This is a genomic window from Chitinophaga costaii, from assembly GCF_900094705.1.
GTDB lineage: Bacteria > Bacteroidota > Bacteroidia > Chitinophagales > Chitinophagaceae > Chitinophaga > Chitinophaga costaii.
The window spans coordinates 19,977-35,421 of record NZ_FMAR01000006.1 but is presented as its reverse complement, the minus strand read 5'-3'; the positions used below and the strand labels follow the sequence as shown (position 1 = coordinate 35,421).

Sequence of the window (15,445 nt, the reverse complement as noted above, 5' to 3'; positions counted from 1 at the left end):
ATTGGTTTTATTCCGCTGCACTTTTTTTTATAGACTCTTCGATCTTTTTGACTGCGTGGTGGTACGATGCTTTTAAGGCGCCTTCCGAGGTATCTAGCACCCGGCTCATTTCTTCGTAAGGCATCTCATCGTAATACCGCAGGTTAAAAACGATGCGCTGTTTTTCCGGTAAGGCCAGGATGGCATTTTGTAGTTTCCATTCCAGCTTATTGGCATCGAACTGGCTGTCGGCTTTCAGTTTATTGCTCAGGCCCGTTTCCACATCGGATAAAGAAACCGAATTGCCACGGCGCTTTTGTTGCTCCAGGAAAGTTAGGCTTTCGTTGGTAGCAATTTTATAGAGCCAGGTATATAACTGGGAATCTTCCCGGAAACCTTCCAGGTTCTTCCAAACTTTTATCAGCATATTCTGCAAGACATCATTTGCATCTTCATGATCTAATACCAGCCGGCGGATATGCCAGTATAATTTTTCCTGGTATTTTTCGATGATGCGCGTGAATCCCTTTTCTTTGGTGGCAGGCTGCCGGTAAAGCGCTAAAAGTTCTTTATCATCGGATGTTACGGCCATGTTTCGGTTAAATGGTGAACAGCCAAGACGCTATCTTTTGTCGGACAGACAGTACTTGCTCTTCAAAGTGCCGGTATTAAGACCGTATTAATACAACTAAGTTTAATCCTTCCAAACGCTAAATTTCCGTCCTATGGGCCTTTGATGGGTGTTAATTGGCTCTTACTTTATCGCGGAGGTTTAGCTCCCACTGCCAGGCGGTGCGCATCATTTCATCGATGCCGATGGCCGGTGTCCAGCCCAGTTCTGCGCGGGCGTGGCTATTGTTGGCATAGATGGCTACCACGTCTCCGGGGCGGCGGGGGCCCAGTTCGTAGTTAAGTTTCACGCCGGATACTTTCTCAAAAGCCTTGATAGCCTCCAGTACAGTTACTCCGTTGCCGGTACCAAGGTTAAAGACCTCGCAGTTTGTTTTATTTTTCTTATCGATCAGGTATTGAAGGGCTTTGGTGTGGGCATTGGCAATATCCATGACGTGAATATAGTCGCGCACGCAGCTGCCATCGCGGGTGTCGTAATCGTGGCCCATCACCACCATTTTCGGAATTTTGCCGATGGCCGTTTGGGTGATTACCGGCACCAGGTTGTCGGGCTTACCCAGGGGCAGTTCGCCGATCAGGCCGGAAGGGTGGGCGCCTACCGGGTTAAAATAGCGCAGCAGTATGCTTTGGGTATCGTGTATTTTGCTATAATCCTGGATAATTTGTTCCCCCATTTGTTTGGTGCGGGCGTAGGGGCTTTGGGCCTCGCGCAGCGGGGTGCTTTCCACCACCGGCAGTTCCGTGGCATTGCCATACACGGAGCAGGAGGAGGAAAATACAAAGTTAGGTATGTTGTATTCCTTCACACATTTTAGCACGTTGATGAGGGAGTCCAGGTTATTCTGGAAATATAATAAAGGGTTCGTTACAGATTCAGGGACGGTTTTCAGGGCCGCGAAGTGGATAACGCCAATGATGTCGCGGTTTTCATGGAATACTGCATTGGTATCTTCCAGGTTGCAAAGGTCCACTTTGTAATTGTGAATTTTTTTGCCGGTAATACGTTCTACGCCATCCAGCAGTTGAGCGGAGCTGCGGATGTTACTGTCTACAGAAACTACGTCAAAGCCATTATTGATCAAATCTACAATCGTGTGCGAGCCTATGTAACCACAGCCCCCCGTAACTAAGACCTTCATTGTAAGTTGTATTTAAAAAGTTAAAACAGTGCGATCAGATATTACCTTCCAGTACGTCCTGGAGGTAAGCGCCGTACCCGCTTTTCAGGAGCGGCTTGGCAAGCACTTCCAATTGTGCCTTGTCGATAAAGCCTTGGCGGTAAGCAATTTCTTCAATACAGGCCACTTTAATGCCCTGCCGCTGTTCAATAACCTGCACGAACTGGGAGGCCTGCATGAGCGAATCGAAGGTGCCAGTGTCTAGCCAGGCGGTGCCACGGGGCAGGATGGAAACTTTCAGTTTGCCCCGTTTCAGGTATTCGCGGTTCACATCGGTAATCTCGTATTCGCCCCGGGGGCTTGGAGCAAGCGCTTTGGCAATTGCTACCACTTCATTATCGTAAAAATAAAGACCAGGCACAGCATAGTTGGATTTAGGCTGTAGCGGTTTTTCTTCTATAGACCTGGCCTGCATGTTTTCATCAAATTCCACCACCCCGTAACGTTCCGGATCACTCACGTGATAGGCGTACACGATGCCACCTTCGGGCGCTGTGTTTTTTTGTAGCTGGGTACCCAGGCCTGCGCCGTAAAATATGTTATCACCCAGCACCAGGGCTACGGGATCTGTGCCGATAAACTCTTCGCCCAGCACAAAAGCCTGCGCCAGCCCATTGGGGATGGGCTGTTCTACATAAGACAGGTGCAGACCCAATTGACTACCGTCGCCGAAAAGGCGGCGGAAAGCCGGTAGGTCGTGCGGGGTAGAAATAATCAGGATATCGCGGATGCCGGCCAGCAGGAGGGTAGACAAAGGGTAATAGATCATGGGTTTGTCGTACACTGGCATGATCTGCTTGCTGATGGCGTATGTAATGGGATGTAAGCGTGTGCCGGAGCCGCCGGCTAGAATAATACCTTTCATGCGATTGTTAATAAGCTTCTGTTGAAGGATTTTTAGTCGTTAAAATAAGTCCGGAAGTTTCCTGGTGTTTGGTAGGTCTAGCTGCACTTTGACGGACTTAATGGCTGACAAAAATAACTTTATTTAAATGAAAAACACCACACATGCGGTTGCGTACCCTGCAAAATAAAAAGAGGGCACACCAACTGGTTTGCCCTCTTTTTATTTTGCAGGGTATATTTTAAGCAAACATTTTAACGAGGAACATAATGCATGCGGCCAGCATGGCGCTGATGGGGATGGTCAGTATCCAGGCCCAGAGCAGGCTTACGGTTACACCCCAACGCACAGCGCTCAGGCGTTTTACGGCTCCCACACCAATAATGGAACCGGTAAGGGTATGGGTAGTACTAACCGGTATGCCCAGGCGTTCGGTCAGAAATAGAGTCAATGCGCCCGCCGTTTCCGCACTCACACCTTCCAGGGGCGTAACCTTGGTAATACGGGTCCCCATGGTCTTTACAATCTTCCACCCACCGCTCATGGTACCCGCAGCAATGGCGGTAAAGCAGCATAGCGGCACCCAGTCCGGTACATTCTTGATATTGTCCAGGTGGCCGGTAGATACCAGGGATACTGCCAGAATACCCATTACTTTCTGGGCGTCGTTACTGCCGTGTCCAAGGCTAAGGGCGGCGGAAGATACCAGTTGCAACCGCTTGAACCAGTTTTCAGCGCGGAAGGGGTTGGCCCTGCGGCATATATTCAGGATCAGGATGGTGGTGACGAACGATATGGCCATACCAATGAGCGGTGCCAGCACAATAAAGTAAATAGTAGGCAGCACCTTTGCATAATTGATCACGTGAAAATCGCCGCCAGCGTTCAACACTGCTGCTCCAATGAAGCCCCCGATAAGGGTGTGCGAAGAACTGGAGGGAATGCCGTACCACCAGGTGAACAGGTTCCAGATGATAGCTGCAATGAGCCCGCAGAGAATTACCTTAAGGGTAATGTATTGTTCAAAAATAGAGTTGGCGATGGTATTGCCTACCTTAAATTCGCCATAAACATATTTTGCCAGGAAAAAAGCCGCAAAGTTGAAGATGGCAGCCCAGATAACTGCCTGAAACGGAGTAAGTACCTTGGTAGACACGATGGTGGCTATGGAATTGGCCGCATCGTGGAAGCCGTTAATAAAATCAAAAGCAAAAGCCAGTACGAATATGATGACTAAAAGCGCCATGTGCAAATGGTTATATAGAAGAATGCAGCCTGCAAAGGTGAGGGTTAGGCGTATTTAATAATTATAGTCTCGATCACGTTGGCGCAGTCTTCACACTTATCTGTGGCCAATTCCAGGGCCTGATAGATTTCCCGCATTTTAATCAGCTCGCCTGCATTATTGGAATGTTCATCAAAAAGGTCTGCGATGGCACGGTCGTAAATATCGTCTGCATGGTTTTCTAAACTATTGATCTTCACACAGGCTTCGGTAATTACGCGCATATTCTGCATGTTGCGCAGTTCCGGAATGGCACGGGATAGCTCTACACAGCCTTGGTAGATGAGGTCTGCCAGTTTGCGGATGTGTTCGTTGAGGTCATAAACTTTATAAAGATCAATTCTTTTGGAAGAACCATGGATGTAATCGGCTACGTCGTCCAGGGTAGAGGCCAGGTAATGAATGTCTTCCCGGTCGAAGGGGGTAATAAAATTCTGGCTCAGTTCCACCAGGATGCGGTGGGTAAGGTCGTCGTTTTTGTGTTCCAGCCGCTCTATGAGGTTCGCTTTGTCCTTCCGGATAGAAATGTCTTTCGTTTCTACCAGTTCTACCAGTACCGTCGCCATTTCTACCAAGGTGGCCGCTACGTCTTCAAACAAAGAGTAAAAAACCCGGTCTTTCGGTACAAATAATTTCACAAAAGAGTTAAAGCCTCCCATAAATCTGATTTGAATTTGCGGCAAAAATAGCCAGACATGGCCAATGAAGCCAGGAAAATTGCTGAATTAATAATTCCTTAACCTACAGTTAATAGGAAAGTAATATGCGTACAGGACTTTTGCATGTAAATAATTAATCATAACAACCGAACCAGCCGCCTGGTTTATACTTAGTTAGTAAAGTAAAATGCCGGAAAAACGCCCATTAGACATCGCCGTAATTTCAGACGTACACCTGGGAATTTATGGTTGCCATGCCAAAGAGCTGGTGCAATATATAGATAGTGTGGATCCAAAGATACTGATTCTCAACGGAGATATTATTGACATCTGGCAATTCAGCAAACGTTACTTCCCCAAATCCCACACCAAGGTAATTCGCCGGCTGTTAAAGCTCATCGGTAAAGGTACGCAAGTGTATTACCTGACAGGTAACCATGATGAGGCTCTGCGCAAATTTGCCGGCTTTGGCCTCAGTAATTTTACCATAGATAATAAGCTGATCCTGGATGTAGACGGTAAAAAACACTGGTTCTTCCATGGGGATGTATACGACATTACCATGAAAAATTCTAAATGGCTGGCTAAATTAGGAGGCAAGGGGTACGATTTCCTCATTATACTGAACCGTTTAGTCAATAACCTGATGGAGAAAATGGGCCGGGAAAAAATGTCCTTTTCCAAAAAAATTAAACATGGCGTAAAACAGGCGGTGAAATTTATATCCGATTTCGAACAAACGGTGGCCGGTATCGCTATTGATAAAGGCATAGACGTGGTGTGCTGCGGGCATATTCATCAACCCCTCATTAAAGAAATGCACCACCAGGGTAAAACGGTGACTTACCTGAACTCCGGCGATTGGGTGGAAAGCCTTACTGCACTCGAATATGTAAATGGTCAATGGTCTTTGTATACCCATCCTCAAACCCTGGCTGGGCAGGCTTTGTTGCGCCAGCAAGACGATGCACAAGAGGAGGAGGAGCCTGGGCTAGATTGGGACGCCAGCCTGGTATCTTTTAACGCCGTGACGGGATTAAAATATGGAAATACGCGGGAAACGCTATAAGCTTGGCAGCGCTTCCCTTTTTACTTGATATAATATGGCTGTGGCGGATTATACGTTGAAGATGGTGGGTTGTTTTCACAATATTATAACAAGTAATTAAGATTCAGTTTACATTCCAAAGCGAGTTTTGTAACATGAAACAATATCAAGTCAGGCTATCATGAAGATCCTCAAACTACACCCATTAATGACCATATCCCTGTTGCAGCTGCAGTTTCAGCGCCTGCTCCGTTGCAACTGTGCGGTGTATGCCCGCTATGCGCTGGCCAATGCTTTGGATACCCTGCAAGATGCAGGCTTTGAAGAAGAAGTTTTAATAGACTACCCGATTGATGAAACACTGAGCCTGCGAGAGTTTGAAGAAGACCTGGAAGAACGTTTTCATTTTTCCCTGGAGTTATGTAATAAAGATTTTAAACCTTTTACCAACAAAAGCCTGCGCCTATTCCAGTTATTATCGATATGCGCGGCATATGATGCTGCACAACAAGAACAATGTATCCAGCTACTTGACGCAGGGCTGAACAAGCTGCTTCTGGCTAATAACCGGCAGCAGCCGCCCTTTTCTTGCTAAATCTTAAACCCCGGTCTTCCTATATCTAACGAATAGCCCACCCGTAAACCCTTGAATAAACTTCTTTAAATCAAGGATTTTTTGAAAATATTCGATTTTTCCGACCCGCTAAAAAACATGGTAACTGCGTAATAGTGTTTATAACTACTTAAGTATTCGTGTATTATAAGCCATTGCAACGAAGAATTTCAATATATTAAAATATATTTTATATAACACAATATTATAAAAACATAGCTGTTTTGTATACTTTAGTATTGCAATAATCACGTGTATGGATTTATAATGTAAGTTAATGTTGGGCCTTGCCACATTAGTGCTTACGTAAGTGGAGAGGAGCCGGTCATCGTAACTGGAATAATATAGTAGTGGCGCTGCTGTTTAGATTATAATGCGCAGATTATAATGTTCAGCCGTCCGTTCAACCAAAGTGTAGCATCCTGGGAAAGTGGACTTGTGGCCGTTTTTTCGGGCAATATCTATCGACATTTTAATTATTAATTGAGTTTGTAACTGTTTTCCTTTCCGCAAAGGATCAGTTGTTTTATTATCCAAAACTTCCCATTCATTACTTACGTAACCTGGGTATAGAGCATGCTATGCGCAGGAGCTACTGCGAGGGTAGCCGGGTTGTTATTGGTGCGGTACGAATACTGAGTTCCTTTGTGCAGGCACTGATTATTGCAAGCGAAAGATTTCACAGCAAGGCCTTAGAAAGCTGCTTACACCCGCCGGAAAGCAAGGACCGGCGCTGTGCGGCATGCCGGATTTCATTAAAGCAGGTAAAATAATTTCCCATCCGTCGTTATCCGGAAAACGGCCAGGGATGGGCATGTATTTACCATCATCTATCCCGGGAAAATACTGATCCATCGATTTGTGCAGCCGGTTTTCTCCGGCTGTATTGCCGCTGAACAGGGGCAAGTGCAACCTTTATTCCACTCACAAAACTACCATGATGCTTAAAATATCTTTACTCTTCCTTACCGTAGTGCTACCAGGTCTTTTACGCGCACAAGGCCCCGATACCAGTGCCGCCCAGGCTTCGAGCGTGGCACCACCCCTGCCGCCGCCTCCTCCACCCACACCGGCGCTCCTGGTAACCGGATCGGTGGATGTATATTATCGTTATGATTTTAATAAAACGAATACGGATCTGACTAGTTTTACCAGTTCTCACGACCAGTTTCGCCTGGGAATGGCCACGGTGAAGCTGGAACACAAGACTAGCAAACTGGATATGGTGGCCGACTTGGGGGTTGGTTCCCGGGAGCAGGAATTTGCCTATCACGATAATGGCATTGTACAGGCTATCAAACAGCTATACATCAGTTATGCCCCTACGGCCTGGGTGAAGGTCACTGCCGGTACCTGGGCTACTCATGTGGGGTATGAGGTATTGGATGCCAATGCTAACCGTAATTATAGCATGTCCTATATGTTTTCCAACGGACCCTTTTCCCATACGGGTGTGCGGGCCGATTTCACGGTAGGCAAAAGCGGATTAATGATAGGTGTTTCCCAGCCAACGGATGTGCGCAGCGTACCGGAAGATGGATCAAATAATAAGAACCTGCTGGCGCAGTACAGCTATGTGGCAGGCGATCATTTTAAATGCTTTTTTAACTATGTTGGCGGTCGCGATATGGCCGATACCAAAGTACACCAATATGATCTGGTGATCAATACAAAGGCTTCTACTCTGGTAGGCATTGGCTTTAATGCCACCGCCAATACTTCCCGCGCCCTCAATGATGGCAAGTACGCCGCCAGCAGCACCTGGTGGGGGGCCGCCGTGTACCTGAACCTGGACCCCAAACCCTGGCTGGGCCTCACGTTGCGCAGTGAGTATTTTAATGATAAAGATGGGGTTAAAATGCATCCTTTTTTTGTGCCTGAATCAGGGGTAACGACAGTCCTGGGGGCCAATGTGTTTGCCAATACCCTATCTGCCAATTTTAAAGTGGGCGGCCTTACTGTTATTCCTGAATTCCGGTACGATTACAGCTCCGCGCCTATTTTCATGCAAAAGGCGGGGGCCAGCACCACCTCCGGGGCCAGCCTGCTTTTTGCCGCCGTTTATGCTTTTTGATAGGCCGGGTGTGCGATCTGTCGTACTGCATTTTGTGGTCAATGTGAATAGCTAAAAATAGAAAATGCCGTTTCCCAGTGAAACGGCATTTCTATTCTTATTTTTTATGATGATTTACCAGATCACTACACGGGCTGTGTCGGCCAGGGCCATTTTACTGTTTTTGCAATGCCATGCATCGGCAAATTCCTTCAGGTGAGGAAAGGGGCCATTAATACGGTTGCGCGCAGGGGCGTGTGGATTGGTCTGCACTTGATTGCGCAAGGAGGCTTCGGTTTGGTTGCCATGCCATACCTGTGCCCAGCCCAGGAAGAAACGCTGTTGCCAGGTAAAACCGTCAATGGGTTTAGGTTCGGCTTTGCCTTTAAAAGAATTTTTTAATGCATAATAAGCCAGGGTAAGGCCACCCAGATCGGCGGTGTTTTCGCCCAGGGTGAGTTTTCCATTGATGTTAAAACCAGGCAATACTTCTATACCGCTAAAATAGTCTGCATACTTGCTGGTAAGCTTGTCGAAGTTGGCACGGTCGGAGGCGGTCCACCAGTTTTTGAGGTTACCGTCTGCATCGTACTGCGAGCCTTCGTCGTCGAAGCCGTGGGTGAATTCATGTCCTATCACCGCGATAATGCCGCCGTAATTAATGGCGTCGTCTGCATCGGGGTTAAAGAAGGGTGGTTGCAAAATGCCTGCGGGGAATACCACTTCATTGTTCAGTGGGTTGTAATAAGCATTCACCGTTTGCGGTGTCATGCCCCAATCGGTTTTGTCTACCGGTTTACCCAGTTTGCTAAGATTATCCTTGTGGCGCCACTTTTCGGTAGCCATCACGTTTTCTACCAGGGTAGCGGGATTTATGTCGATAGTGGAATAATCTTTCCACTTGTCGGGGTAACCGATCTTGTAGGTGAAGGAGGCTAGTTTGGTATGGGCCATCTTCTTGGTAGAATCGCTCATCCAGGAGAGCTGGTCAATGCGCTGGCCAAAAACGGTACGCACATTCTCAATCATTTCCGAAACTTTTTGTTTGGAACTTTCGGGGAAGTATTGTTTGGCGAACAGCTTGCCCAGGGGCATGCCCAGGTAAGCGTCTGTAGCGCGAATGCCACGTGTGACGCGGTCTTTCTGTTCCTTACGGCCAGCCATTACGGTGCCGAAGAAATGAAAATTGGCATCATCGAATGGTTTGCTCAGCAGGGAGGCGTAATGGCCCAGCAACTGCCAGCGGGTGTAGAGTTTCAATGTTTCGATAGGCGTGCTTTTTACCAGGGCGTCTGCCTGCTGCAAGTATTGTTTGTTTTGCAAAACGATCGTATCTGGTGTAAGGCCCTGGGCGGCGGTAAAGCCATCCCAATCGAAGCTGGGGGCCAGCGTTTTCAGCTCGGCAAAGTTTGATTTGTTATAGTTTTTCACCGGGTCGCGCAGTTCCACGTTGGCCAATTGGAATTTGGCCAATTTGGTTTCAAAATCCAGGATGGTTTGTCCGGGATTGGTTTCAGGGAAGGCGGCCAGGGAGGCGAGTTGATTGATGGTAGCTACTAGTTCCCTGCGTACTTTCACCGTGGCGGAGTCGGTACGTTCGTAGTAGCTTTTTTCGCCCAGGGTGAGGCCGTCCTGGCCTTCATACAAGGTATTCCATTTGCTGTTTTTTGCATCTGCTCCCACGCCAAAGCCCCATATGGTGCTGATGTTATACTGCTGGAGTTCACCACATACCTTGGCCCAGTCGGCCAGGGTTTGTACGGCGTTGATCTTGTCGAACCAGGGGGCCAGGGGGCTTACGCCACGTTTGGCGATGGTTACTGTATCGACGAAAGAGCGGTAAAAGTCGCTGATCTGTTGTTCCTCGGTGCCTTTTGCCAGGTTGGATTTCTGGACGATATTTAGGATGATGCCTTTTACCCTTACTTCTTTATTTTCTTTATCCAGCACATTAAAGGCGCCCCATCCGCTTTCTGTGCCGGGAATGGGGTTGTTTTTTTTCCAGTTGCCGTTGGCGAATTGGTCGAAATCCGTGCAGGGATCTACGCTGCGGTCTAACGATGTAAGGTCGAAGGCGGGTACTTTGGCGGGTTTTTTAGCAGGAGGCCTTTGTACAAATGCGGCGGCACCTACCAGTATTGCTGGCAAGGCCAGCATTACTGCTTTGTTAATATTCATGTGTTGAAGCGGTTTAGGTGCTAAAGGTATAGCTTTTGGCATATTGGGCCAGCACCGCCTATCCCGGAATAGCTACAGTGAAACAAAATTACTAGGTTTGCAATCGTATTAAACAAGAGATATGTCGTTTAAGTTTGGCTTATTGAAAGGATTGAGTTTGGTAAATCTGATTGTGTCGGGTTTCTTCGGCATATGTTTAGCGTTGATGGTTGTTTTTACCATGCAGATGGCGATGCTGATTGGGCTTTTTTTGGTAGGAGCTGCAGTTATCCATAGCTGGCTGTCGCTCAGTTTGCACCGGAGCCTGGCGTATCCTCAATTGCAAATGAAAGATAATGCTCCGGACGGTTTGCGCATCATTGGAGCCATTGCTGCTGTGTATGCCTTTATGCTGCTGAGCGCCGGCTGGTCTGTGTTGAGCAATCCGGATATGTATGCCCAGGAAGTTATGAAAATGAATCCTGACATTAAATACGCGTTGCCTGACATTGGGAAATTATATACCGTCTCTGGTATTTTCATGCTGGTATATGGTGCTTCGCTCATGGTCAACTATCTGCTGTCGCTGAACTTTCTACAGGTATGGAAATATCGGCAGCAGCAGAACTCCGATCAAGGGATGTGAAAACTGTTCCGGGGTTGATGCTTATTAATTTTACTACTTTATGCTTAATATATTTCCATGGTTCCATTAGCAGAACGGTTACGTCCGGAAACTTTGGACGACCTGGTGGGACAGGCCCATCTTACCGGGCCAGGCAGCATATTGCGCAAGGCCTTACAACAGGGCAAGGTGCCTTCTATGATACTGTGGGGCCCACCCGGTGTGGGTAAAACCACCATTGCCAACATCATAGCCCATACCCTGGACGTACCCTTTTATACGCTCAGCGCCATTTCTTCCGGTGTGAAGGAAGTGCGCGATGTGATTGAAGCTGCGCGTCACCAGCAGGGGGCGGTGCTTTTCATCGACGAAATACACCGTTTTAATAAATCGCAGCAAGACGCTTTTCTGGGTGCTGTGGAGAAGGGCATTATCACCCTCATTGGGGCCACTACTGAAAATCCTTCTTTTGAGGTAAACGCGGCATTGCTATCCCGTAGCCAGGTATATGTGCTGAAACCATTGGGGCAGGAGGAATTGCTGCAACTGTTGCAGCAGGCCCTGCTCAAAGATCCCTGGCTGCAAAGCAAGCGGGTGGAGCTGAAGGAAACTGCGGCCCTGTTCAATATTTCCGGTGGCGATGCGCGAAAGCTCCTGAACCTGCTGGAGCTGGTGGTGGATACCATCCAGGATGCGCCGGTGGTAATTACCGACCAGGTGGTGATGGATATTGCGCAGCAGCGGGTGGCTATTTACGACAAGCAGGGAGAGCAGCATTACGATATCATATCCGCCTTTATTAAAAGCGTGCGTGGCAGCGATCCTAATGGGGCGGTGTACTGGTTGGCGCGTATGATAGCAGGTGGGGAAGACGTGAAATTCATTGCCCGCCGGCTGGTGATACTGGCATCAGAAGATATTGGGAATGCCAATCCTAATGCGCTGCTGATGGCTACCAACTGTTTCCAGGCGGTAAACCTGATTGGTTATCCTGAAGCCCGTATCATTCTGTCGCAGTGTGTAACCTACCTGGCGTCTTCGCCTAAGAGTAATGCAGCTTATATGGCCATTAACAATGCCCAGTCTTTGGTGTCACAAACCGGCGACCTGCCAGTGCCTCTGCATATCCGCAATGCTCCCACCCGGCTCATGAAGCAGCAGGGGTATGGAAAGGATTACAAATATTCCCACGATTATGACAACCACTTTGCGCCGCAGGAATACCTGCCGGACGAAATAGCGGGTACCAAGTTGTACGACCCCGCGCAGAATGCACGGGAGGATGAGTTGAGGAAATATTTAAAGTTGTTGTGGAAGGAAAAATACAATTATTAGGAGTCCTAACGTTATTCTTTGTCTTTAGATAATATCTCAAAGTTTGTTTGTATCCTTTCCCCATTTTCATCTACGAGTGTAAGCACATGTTTGCCGGGTGTGGGATGTACTGCAAGCTGGTGAATGTCTTTGGTAACTCCTGCGTAGGTGTTATCGATATGCCAGAATATCTGCACGCCGGGGCTACGGTGGGCTGCGGTAAAAACGGCTTCGCCGGGTGTACCATCTATTTCTACCGGCACGTAAATGCGGGCATTGGGGCGCGGGTAAATTAATTCCATGGGTGCCTTTTCATTCTCCAGGGAGGCCAGGCAATCTGGCCGGTAGGGCGGCAGGGGTTGATAGCTGTTTTTCTGTTTGTAATAATATTCCATCGTGGGCGGCAGTACAAACCAGGATTTATGCTGCATGCGATAAGGTGGCTCGCAGTTTTCCGTAACGCGGTAATGTCCGGTATGATCCAGGTGTACCAGTTGATGATAGGGGCATACGCCGGAGCGCAGGCCGGCAGCGGGAACCCACATAGAATCACGGTCTGTGCAGTACTCGCCGGCCCGGAAGCCGCTTTGGCGGCATATCTCCACCTTTTTCAATTTATTGTAGGGCGTGGCAAACCAGTTGCCGGCAGGTAATAAGCGAAAGATGTCGAACAGGATGGGGGCGGCGGTGGCTACACCCAGCAGGCCGGGGCGGCCTTCTCCATCGGTATTGCCCACCCACACACCCACTACATAACCGGGGGTAACGCCTATGGCCCACCCATCGCGGAAACCAAAGCTGGTGCCGGTTTTCCAGGCTACTCGTTGGGTGGATGAAAATTGTTGCCAGAGCATTTCCTCGCCGGGCCGCATCACATCTTCCATGGCGTTGAAGGCGTACCAGATGGCGCCTGCATCCAGCAAGCCATTGGGGCCGGGCTGGTGGCGGGATACGTGGCGCTCGTCCATACGATAGCCGGGCCCATGTATATCATCGAGGTCGTAACCACCTTTGTTTTGTGGTAAGTGGAGGAGGGTGCGGGCCATGCTGGCATATACGCCACTCAGCTCCCAGAGCGAGTTTTCACCGCCACCGAGTATCAATGAAAGGCCATAGTGATCGGCGTTTTGTTTAAGGGTGGTAACGCCCAACTGGCGCAGCAATGTATGGAAACGTTCATAGCGATATAACTGGAGCATGCGCACGGCCGGCACATTTAAAGAGCGGGATAAGGCCCGCGATGCCGGAACGGCACCATCGAAACTCAGGTCGAAATTCTGCGGACTGTAACCAGCGATCTGCGTGGGAATATCAGGAATAAGGGTGTGGGGCAGTATCTGTCCATCACCCAGCAAAGCTGCGTAGAGTATGGGTTTTAGCGTACTGCCCGGGCTGCGGGGCGACTGGATAACGTCTACATGGCTTTGCAGGGCAGAATCTGCGGGGTTATAAATATTGCCCACATAGGCCAAGGCATTGCCGGTTTCTACATCCAGCACAATAGCGGCCGCATTGTTAATCCCATTTGCCCGGTAGATGGTATGGTAATGTTGAAGAATATCTATCACATTGCGTTGCAAAGGTCCGTCTATCGTGGTTTTAACGCGGGTGGTGGTATTGGGCTGGCGCTGATTTTCCTGGCGGAAATGGTCTAGCAGATGGGGTGCAAACTGGGGCAGGGGTAAAGGTTGATTAGGCAGTGGTTCCAGCTTGGCCAGTTGGCAGGTGCTGCTGTCTATTTTTTTGGTGAGACATAATTTGTCCAGCAGTTCATTGCGTTTGCGTAACAAGGCGTTGCGGTTGCGACCAGGATGTACCAGGGCCGGGCTATTGGGTAGTACGGCCAGTGCAGCCATCTCGCCCCAGGACAGGGCATCGGGGTTGCGCCCGTAGTATCGCCAGGCCGCCGCATCCAGGCCTACCACGTTGCCACCAAAGGGTGCATTGCCTGCGTAAAGTGCGAGGATAGATTTTTTTGAATAGGAAAATTCCAGGCGGGTGGCCAGGGTTATTTCTATCAGTTTTTGCCAAATTGTGCGGGGCTTGTTGCGGGATAGCCGGATCACCTGCATGGTGAGGGTGCTGCCGCCGCTTACCACCTGGCGATGGCGCATATCCTGCGCCAGTGCGCGTCCCAGGGCTGCCGGATCTACGCCCCAGTGATGAAAGAAGCGTTTGTCTTCATAGGTAATAATACATTGCACAAATTTATCCGGGATATTTTTGGCTACGGGGAAACGCCATTGTCCATCGGCTGCAATACTGGCGCTAAGTAGTTCGCCATGGCTATCTTCTATTACATAAGAGGTGGGTGCAGTGAATAGCCTGGAAGGCAGAGCGCATGCATACAAGATCATCAGGAGTGCACTGGCACCCAGCCACCATTTTTTACGTTTTGCCCAGACAAAGAATTTTTGCATGTAAGTAGCGGGAAATTTTTTCCGCGGCGGCGTAAAGATATTAAAAAGGCAATGTAATGTCTTGGCCATTAATAGTTTGCCGGCAATCTGTTTATTCCACAAAATGCCAGCATACGCCTGCAAGGTCTATCAGGTTCACTTCTTTGCCATAAGGCTGCTGCGTAGGGGGGCCTACCCGTATGCCAAATTTCTCGTCTAGTTGTTTGGATAAAACCATTTCATAAAATGCTGTTATGCTGTCTACGCTTACACTGACCATCAGGTTTTCTGCAAAAGATTTGTTGTCGAATTGTTGCAAGATAAATTTGCAGTTGTCTTTTGCGAAGCTGATGTAGCCGCCTGCATTCCATAATATTTCAAATCCTAGTTCCTGGAATAACTCGGCAGACTTGTTAAAATCACTTCCGGATGGAATAAACGGTTCAAGAGAAAGGAATTTCATAACAATTTTTTTAGCGTGAATGAAGTGTTTTTATTAGGAGTTGCCGGTATTGGTATTAAATGAGTGGCTGTTTTTAAGAAAACATTTTTGCCGGTATGAAGTGTTTGCTACTCATTTTTAAATGTTGGCCAAGGAACTATATGGAATTTAAATAAAAATGGCTGGCAAAAACGTTTTTGCCAGCCATTTTTATAA

General features: G+C 48.3%; 13 protein-coding genes. 5 read left to right on the top strand and 8 right to left on the bottom strand.

All coding sequences use genetic code 11. From position 1 onward, the window contains the following. Positions 1-7: 7 nt before the first annotated feature. The 5 genes from GA0116948_RS10355 to GA0116948_RS10335 all read right to left on the bottom strand — a co-directional run bounded on the left by GA0116948_RS10355 (position 8) and on the right by GA0116948_RS10335 (position 4,578). On the bottom strand, positions 8-571 hold the full coding sequence (locus tag GA0116948_RS10355; protein ID WP_089711829.1) for an RNA polymerase sigma factor: 564 nt from the start codon (positions 569-571) through the stop codon (positions 8-10). A 151-nt stretch (positions 572-722) separates the two neighbouring features. Then, positions 723-1,751, bottom strand: coding sequence for a UDP-glucose 4-epimerase GalE (gene galE, locus GA0116948_RS10350; RefSeq protein ID WP_089711827.1), 1,029 nt, complete (start codon positions 1,749-1,751; stop codon positions 723-725). Between the two features lie 34 nt (positions 1,752-1,785). Next, positions 1,786-2,655, bottom strand: a complete 870-nt coding sequence (gene rfbA / locus GA0116948_RS10345) for a glucose-1-phosphate thymidylyltransferase RfbA (protein ID WP_089711825.1) — start codon at positions 2,653-2,655, stop codon at positions 1,786-1,788. Positions 2,656-2,875: 220 nt separating this feature from the next. Next, positions 2,876-3,880: an inorganic phosphate transporter gene (locus tag GA0116948_RS10340; RefSeq protein WP_089711823.1), complete on the bottom strand. Its 1,005-nt coding sequence runs from the start codon at positions 3,878-3,880 to the stop codon at positions 2,876-2,878. A gap of 44 nt (positions 3,881-3,924) precedes the next feature. Continuing rightward, the gene (locus GA0116948_RS10335; protein WP_089711821.1) at positions 3,925-4,578 is read right to left on the bottom strand and encodes a DUF47 domain-containing protein; all 654 of its coding nucleotides are present in this window, start codon (positions 4,576-4,578) and stop codon (positions 3,925-3,927) included. A gap of 187 nt (positions 4,579-4,765) precedes the next feature. Here GA0116948_RS10335 and GA0116948_RS10330 point away from each other — a divergent pair, with 187 nt between their 5' ends. The 3 genes from GA0116948_RS10330 to GA0116948_RS10315 all read left to right on the top strand — a co-directional run bounded on the left by GA0116948_RS10330 (position 4,766) and on the right by GA0116948_RS10315 (position 8,313). Beyond that, entirely contained in the window at positions 4,766-5,647 is an 882-nt protein-coding gene (locus GA0116948_RS10330) for a UDP-2,3-diacylglucosamine diphosphatase (protein WP_089711818.1), read from the top strand. A 160-nt stretch (positions 5,648-5,807) separates the two neighbouring features. Continuing rightward, on the top strand, positions 5,808-6,221 hold the full coding sequence (locus tag GA0116948_RS10325) for a hypothetical protein (protein ID WP_089711816.1): 414 nt from the start codon (positions 5,808-5,810) through the stop codon (positions 6,219-6,221). Between the two features lie 955 nt (positions 6,222-7,176). Next, positions 7,177-8,313 (top strand): outer membrane beta-barrel protein, encoded by a 1,137-nt coding sequence (locus GA0116948_RS10315; RefSeq protein ID WP_089711813.1) that lies wholly within the window; start codon positions 7,177-7,179, stop codon positions 8,311-8,313. Between the two features lie 114 nt (positions 8,314-8,427). Here GA0116948_RS10315 and GA0116948_RS10310 read toward each other — a convergent pair whose 3' ends face one another. Beyond that, on the bottom strand, positions 8,428-10,470 hold the full coding sequence (locus GA0116948_RS10310) for a M13 family metallopeptidase (RefSeq protein WP_205686053.1): 2,043 nt from the start codon (positions 10,468-10,470) through the stop codon (positions 8,428-8,430). A gap of 121 nt (positions 10,471-10,591) precedes the next feature. Between GA0116948_RS10310 and GA0116948_RS10305 the strand changes: the two genes are divergently transcribed. Continuing rightward, the gene (locus GA0116948_RS10305) at positions 10,592-11,095 is read left to right on the top strand and encodes a hypothetical protein (RefSeq protein ID WP_089711811.1); all 504 of its coding nucleotides are present in this window, start codon (positions 10,592-10,594) and stop codon (positions 11,093-11,095) included. A 57-nt stretch (positions 11,096-11,152) separates the two neighbouring features. Beyond that, positions 11,153-12,409, top strand: coding sequence for a replication-associated recombination protein A (locus tag GA0116948_RS10300; protein ID WP_089711809.1), 1,257 nt, complete (start codon positions 11,153-11,155; stop codon positions 12,407-12,409). 11 nt (positions 12,410-12,420) lie between these two features. Here the strand turns inward: GA0116948_RS10300 and pbpC are convergent, their stop codons facing one another. After that, on the bottom strand, positions 12,421-14,808 hold the full coding sequence (gene pbpC, locus GA0116948_RS10295; protein WP_089712126.1) for a penicillin-binding protein 1C: 2,388 nt from the start codon (positions 14,806-14,808) through the stop codon (positions 12,421-12,423). Positions 14,809-14,899: 91 nt separating this feature from the next. Continuing rightward, on the bottom strand, positions 14,900-15,250 hold the full coding sequence (locus GA0116948_RS10290) for a VOC family protein (protein WP_089711807.1): 351 nt from the start codon (positions 15,248-15,250) through the stop codon (positions 14,900-14,902). Between the last annotated feature and the right edge of the window lie 195 nt (positions 15,251-15,445).

Excerpts from the sequence above, each read along its gene's own strand:
- GA0116948_RS10340 (WP_089711823.1), bottom strand. The coding sequence starts at position 3,880 with ATGGCGCTTTTAGTCATCATATTCGTACTGGCTTTTGCTTTTGATTTT.
- pbpC (WP_089712126.1), bottom strand. The coding sequence starts at position 14,808 with ATGCAAAAATTCTTTGTCTGGGCAAAACGTAAAAAATGGTGGCTGGGT.
- GA0116948_RS10335 (WP_089711821.1), bottom strand. The coding sequence starts at position 4,578 with ATGGGAGGCTTTAACTCTTTTGTGAAATTATTTGTACCGAAAGACCGG.
- GA0116948_RS10300 (WP_089711809.1), top strand. The coding sequence starts at position 11,153 with ATGGTTCCATTAGCAGAACGGTTACGTCCGGAAACTTTGGACGACCTG.
- GA0116948_RS10325 (WP_089711816.1), top strand. The coding sequence starts at position 5,808 with ATGAAGATCCTCAAACTACACCCATTAATGACCATATCCCTGTTGCAG.
- GA0116948_RS10290 (WP_089711807.1), bottom strand. The coding sequence starts at position 15,250 with ATGAAATTCCTTTCTCTTGAACCGTTTATTCCATCCGGAAGTGATTTT.
- GA0116948_RS10305 (WP_089711811.1), top strand. The coding sequence starts at position 10,592 with ATGTCGTTTAAGTTTGGCTTATTGAAAGGATTGAGTTTGGTAAATCTG.
- rfbA (WP_089711825.1), bottom strand. The coding sequence starts at position 2,655 with ATGAAAGGTATTATTCTAGCCGGCGGCTCCGGCACACGCTTACATCCC.
- GA0116948_RS10355 (WP_089711829.1), bottom strand. The coding sequence starts at position 571 with ATGGCCGTAACATCCGATGATAAAGAACTTTTAGCGCTTTACCGGCAG.
- GA0116948_RS10330 (WP_089711818.1), top strand. The coding sequence starts at position 4,766 with ATGCCGGAAAAACGCCCATTAGACATCGCCGTAATTTCAGACGTACAC.
- galE (WP_089711827.1), bottom strand. The coding sequence starts at position 1,751 with ATGAAGGTCTTAGTTACGGGGGGCTGTGGTTACATAGGCTCGCACACG.
- GA0116948_RS10310 (WP_205686053.1), bottom strand. The coding sequence starts at position 10,470 with ATGAATATTAACAAAGCAGTAATGCTGGCCTTGCCAGCAATACTGGTA.
- GA0116948_RS10315 (WP_089711813.1), top strand. The coding sequence starts at position 7,177 with ATGATGCTTAAAATATCTTTACTCTTCCTTACCGTAGTGCTACCAGGT.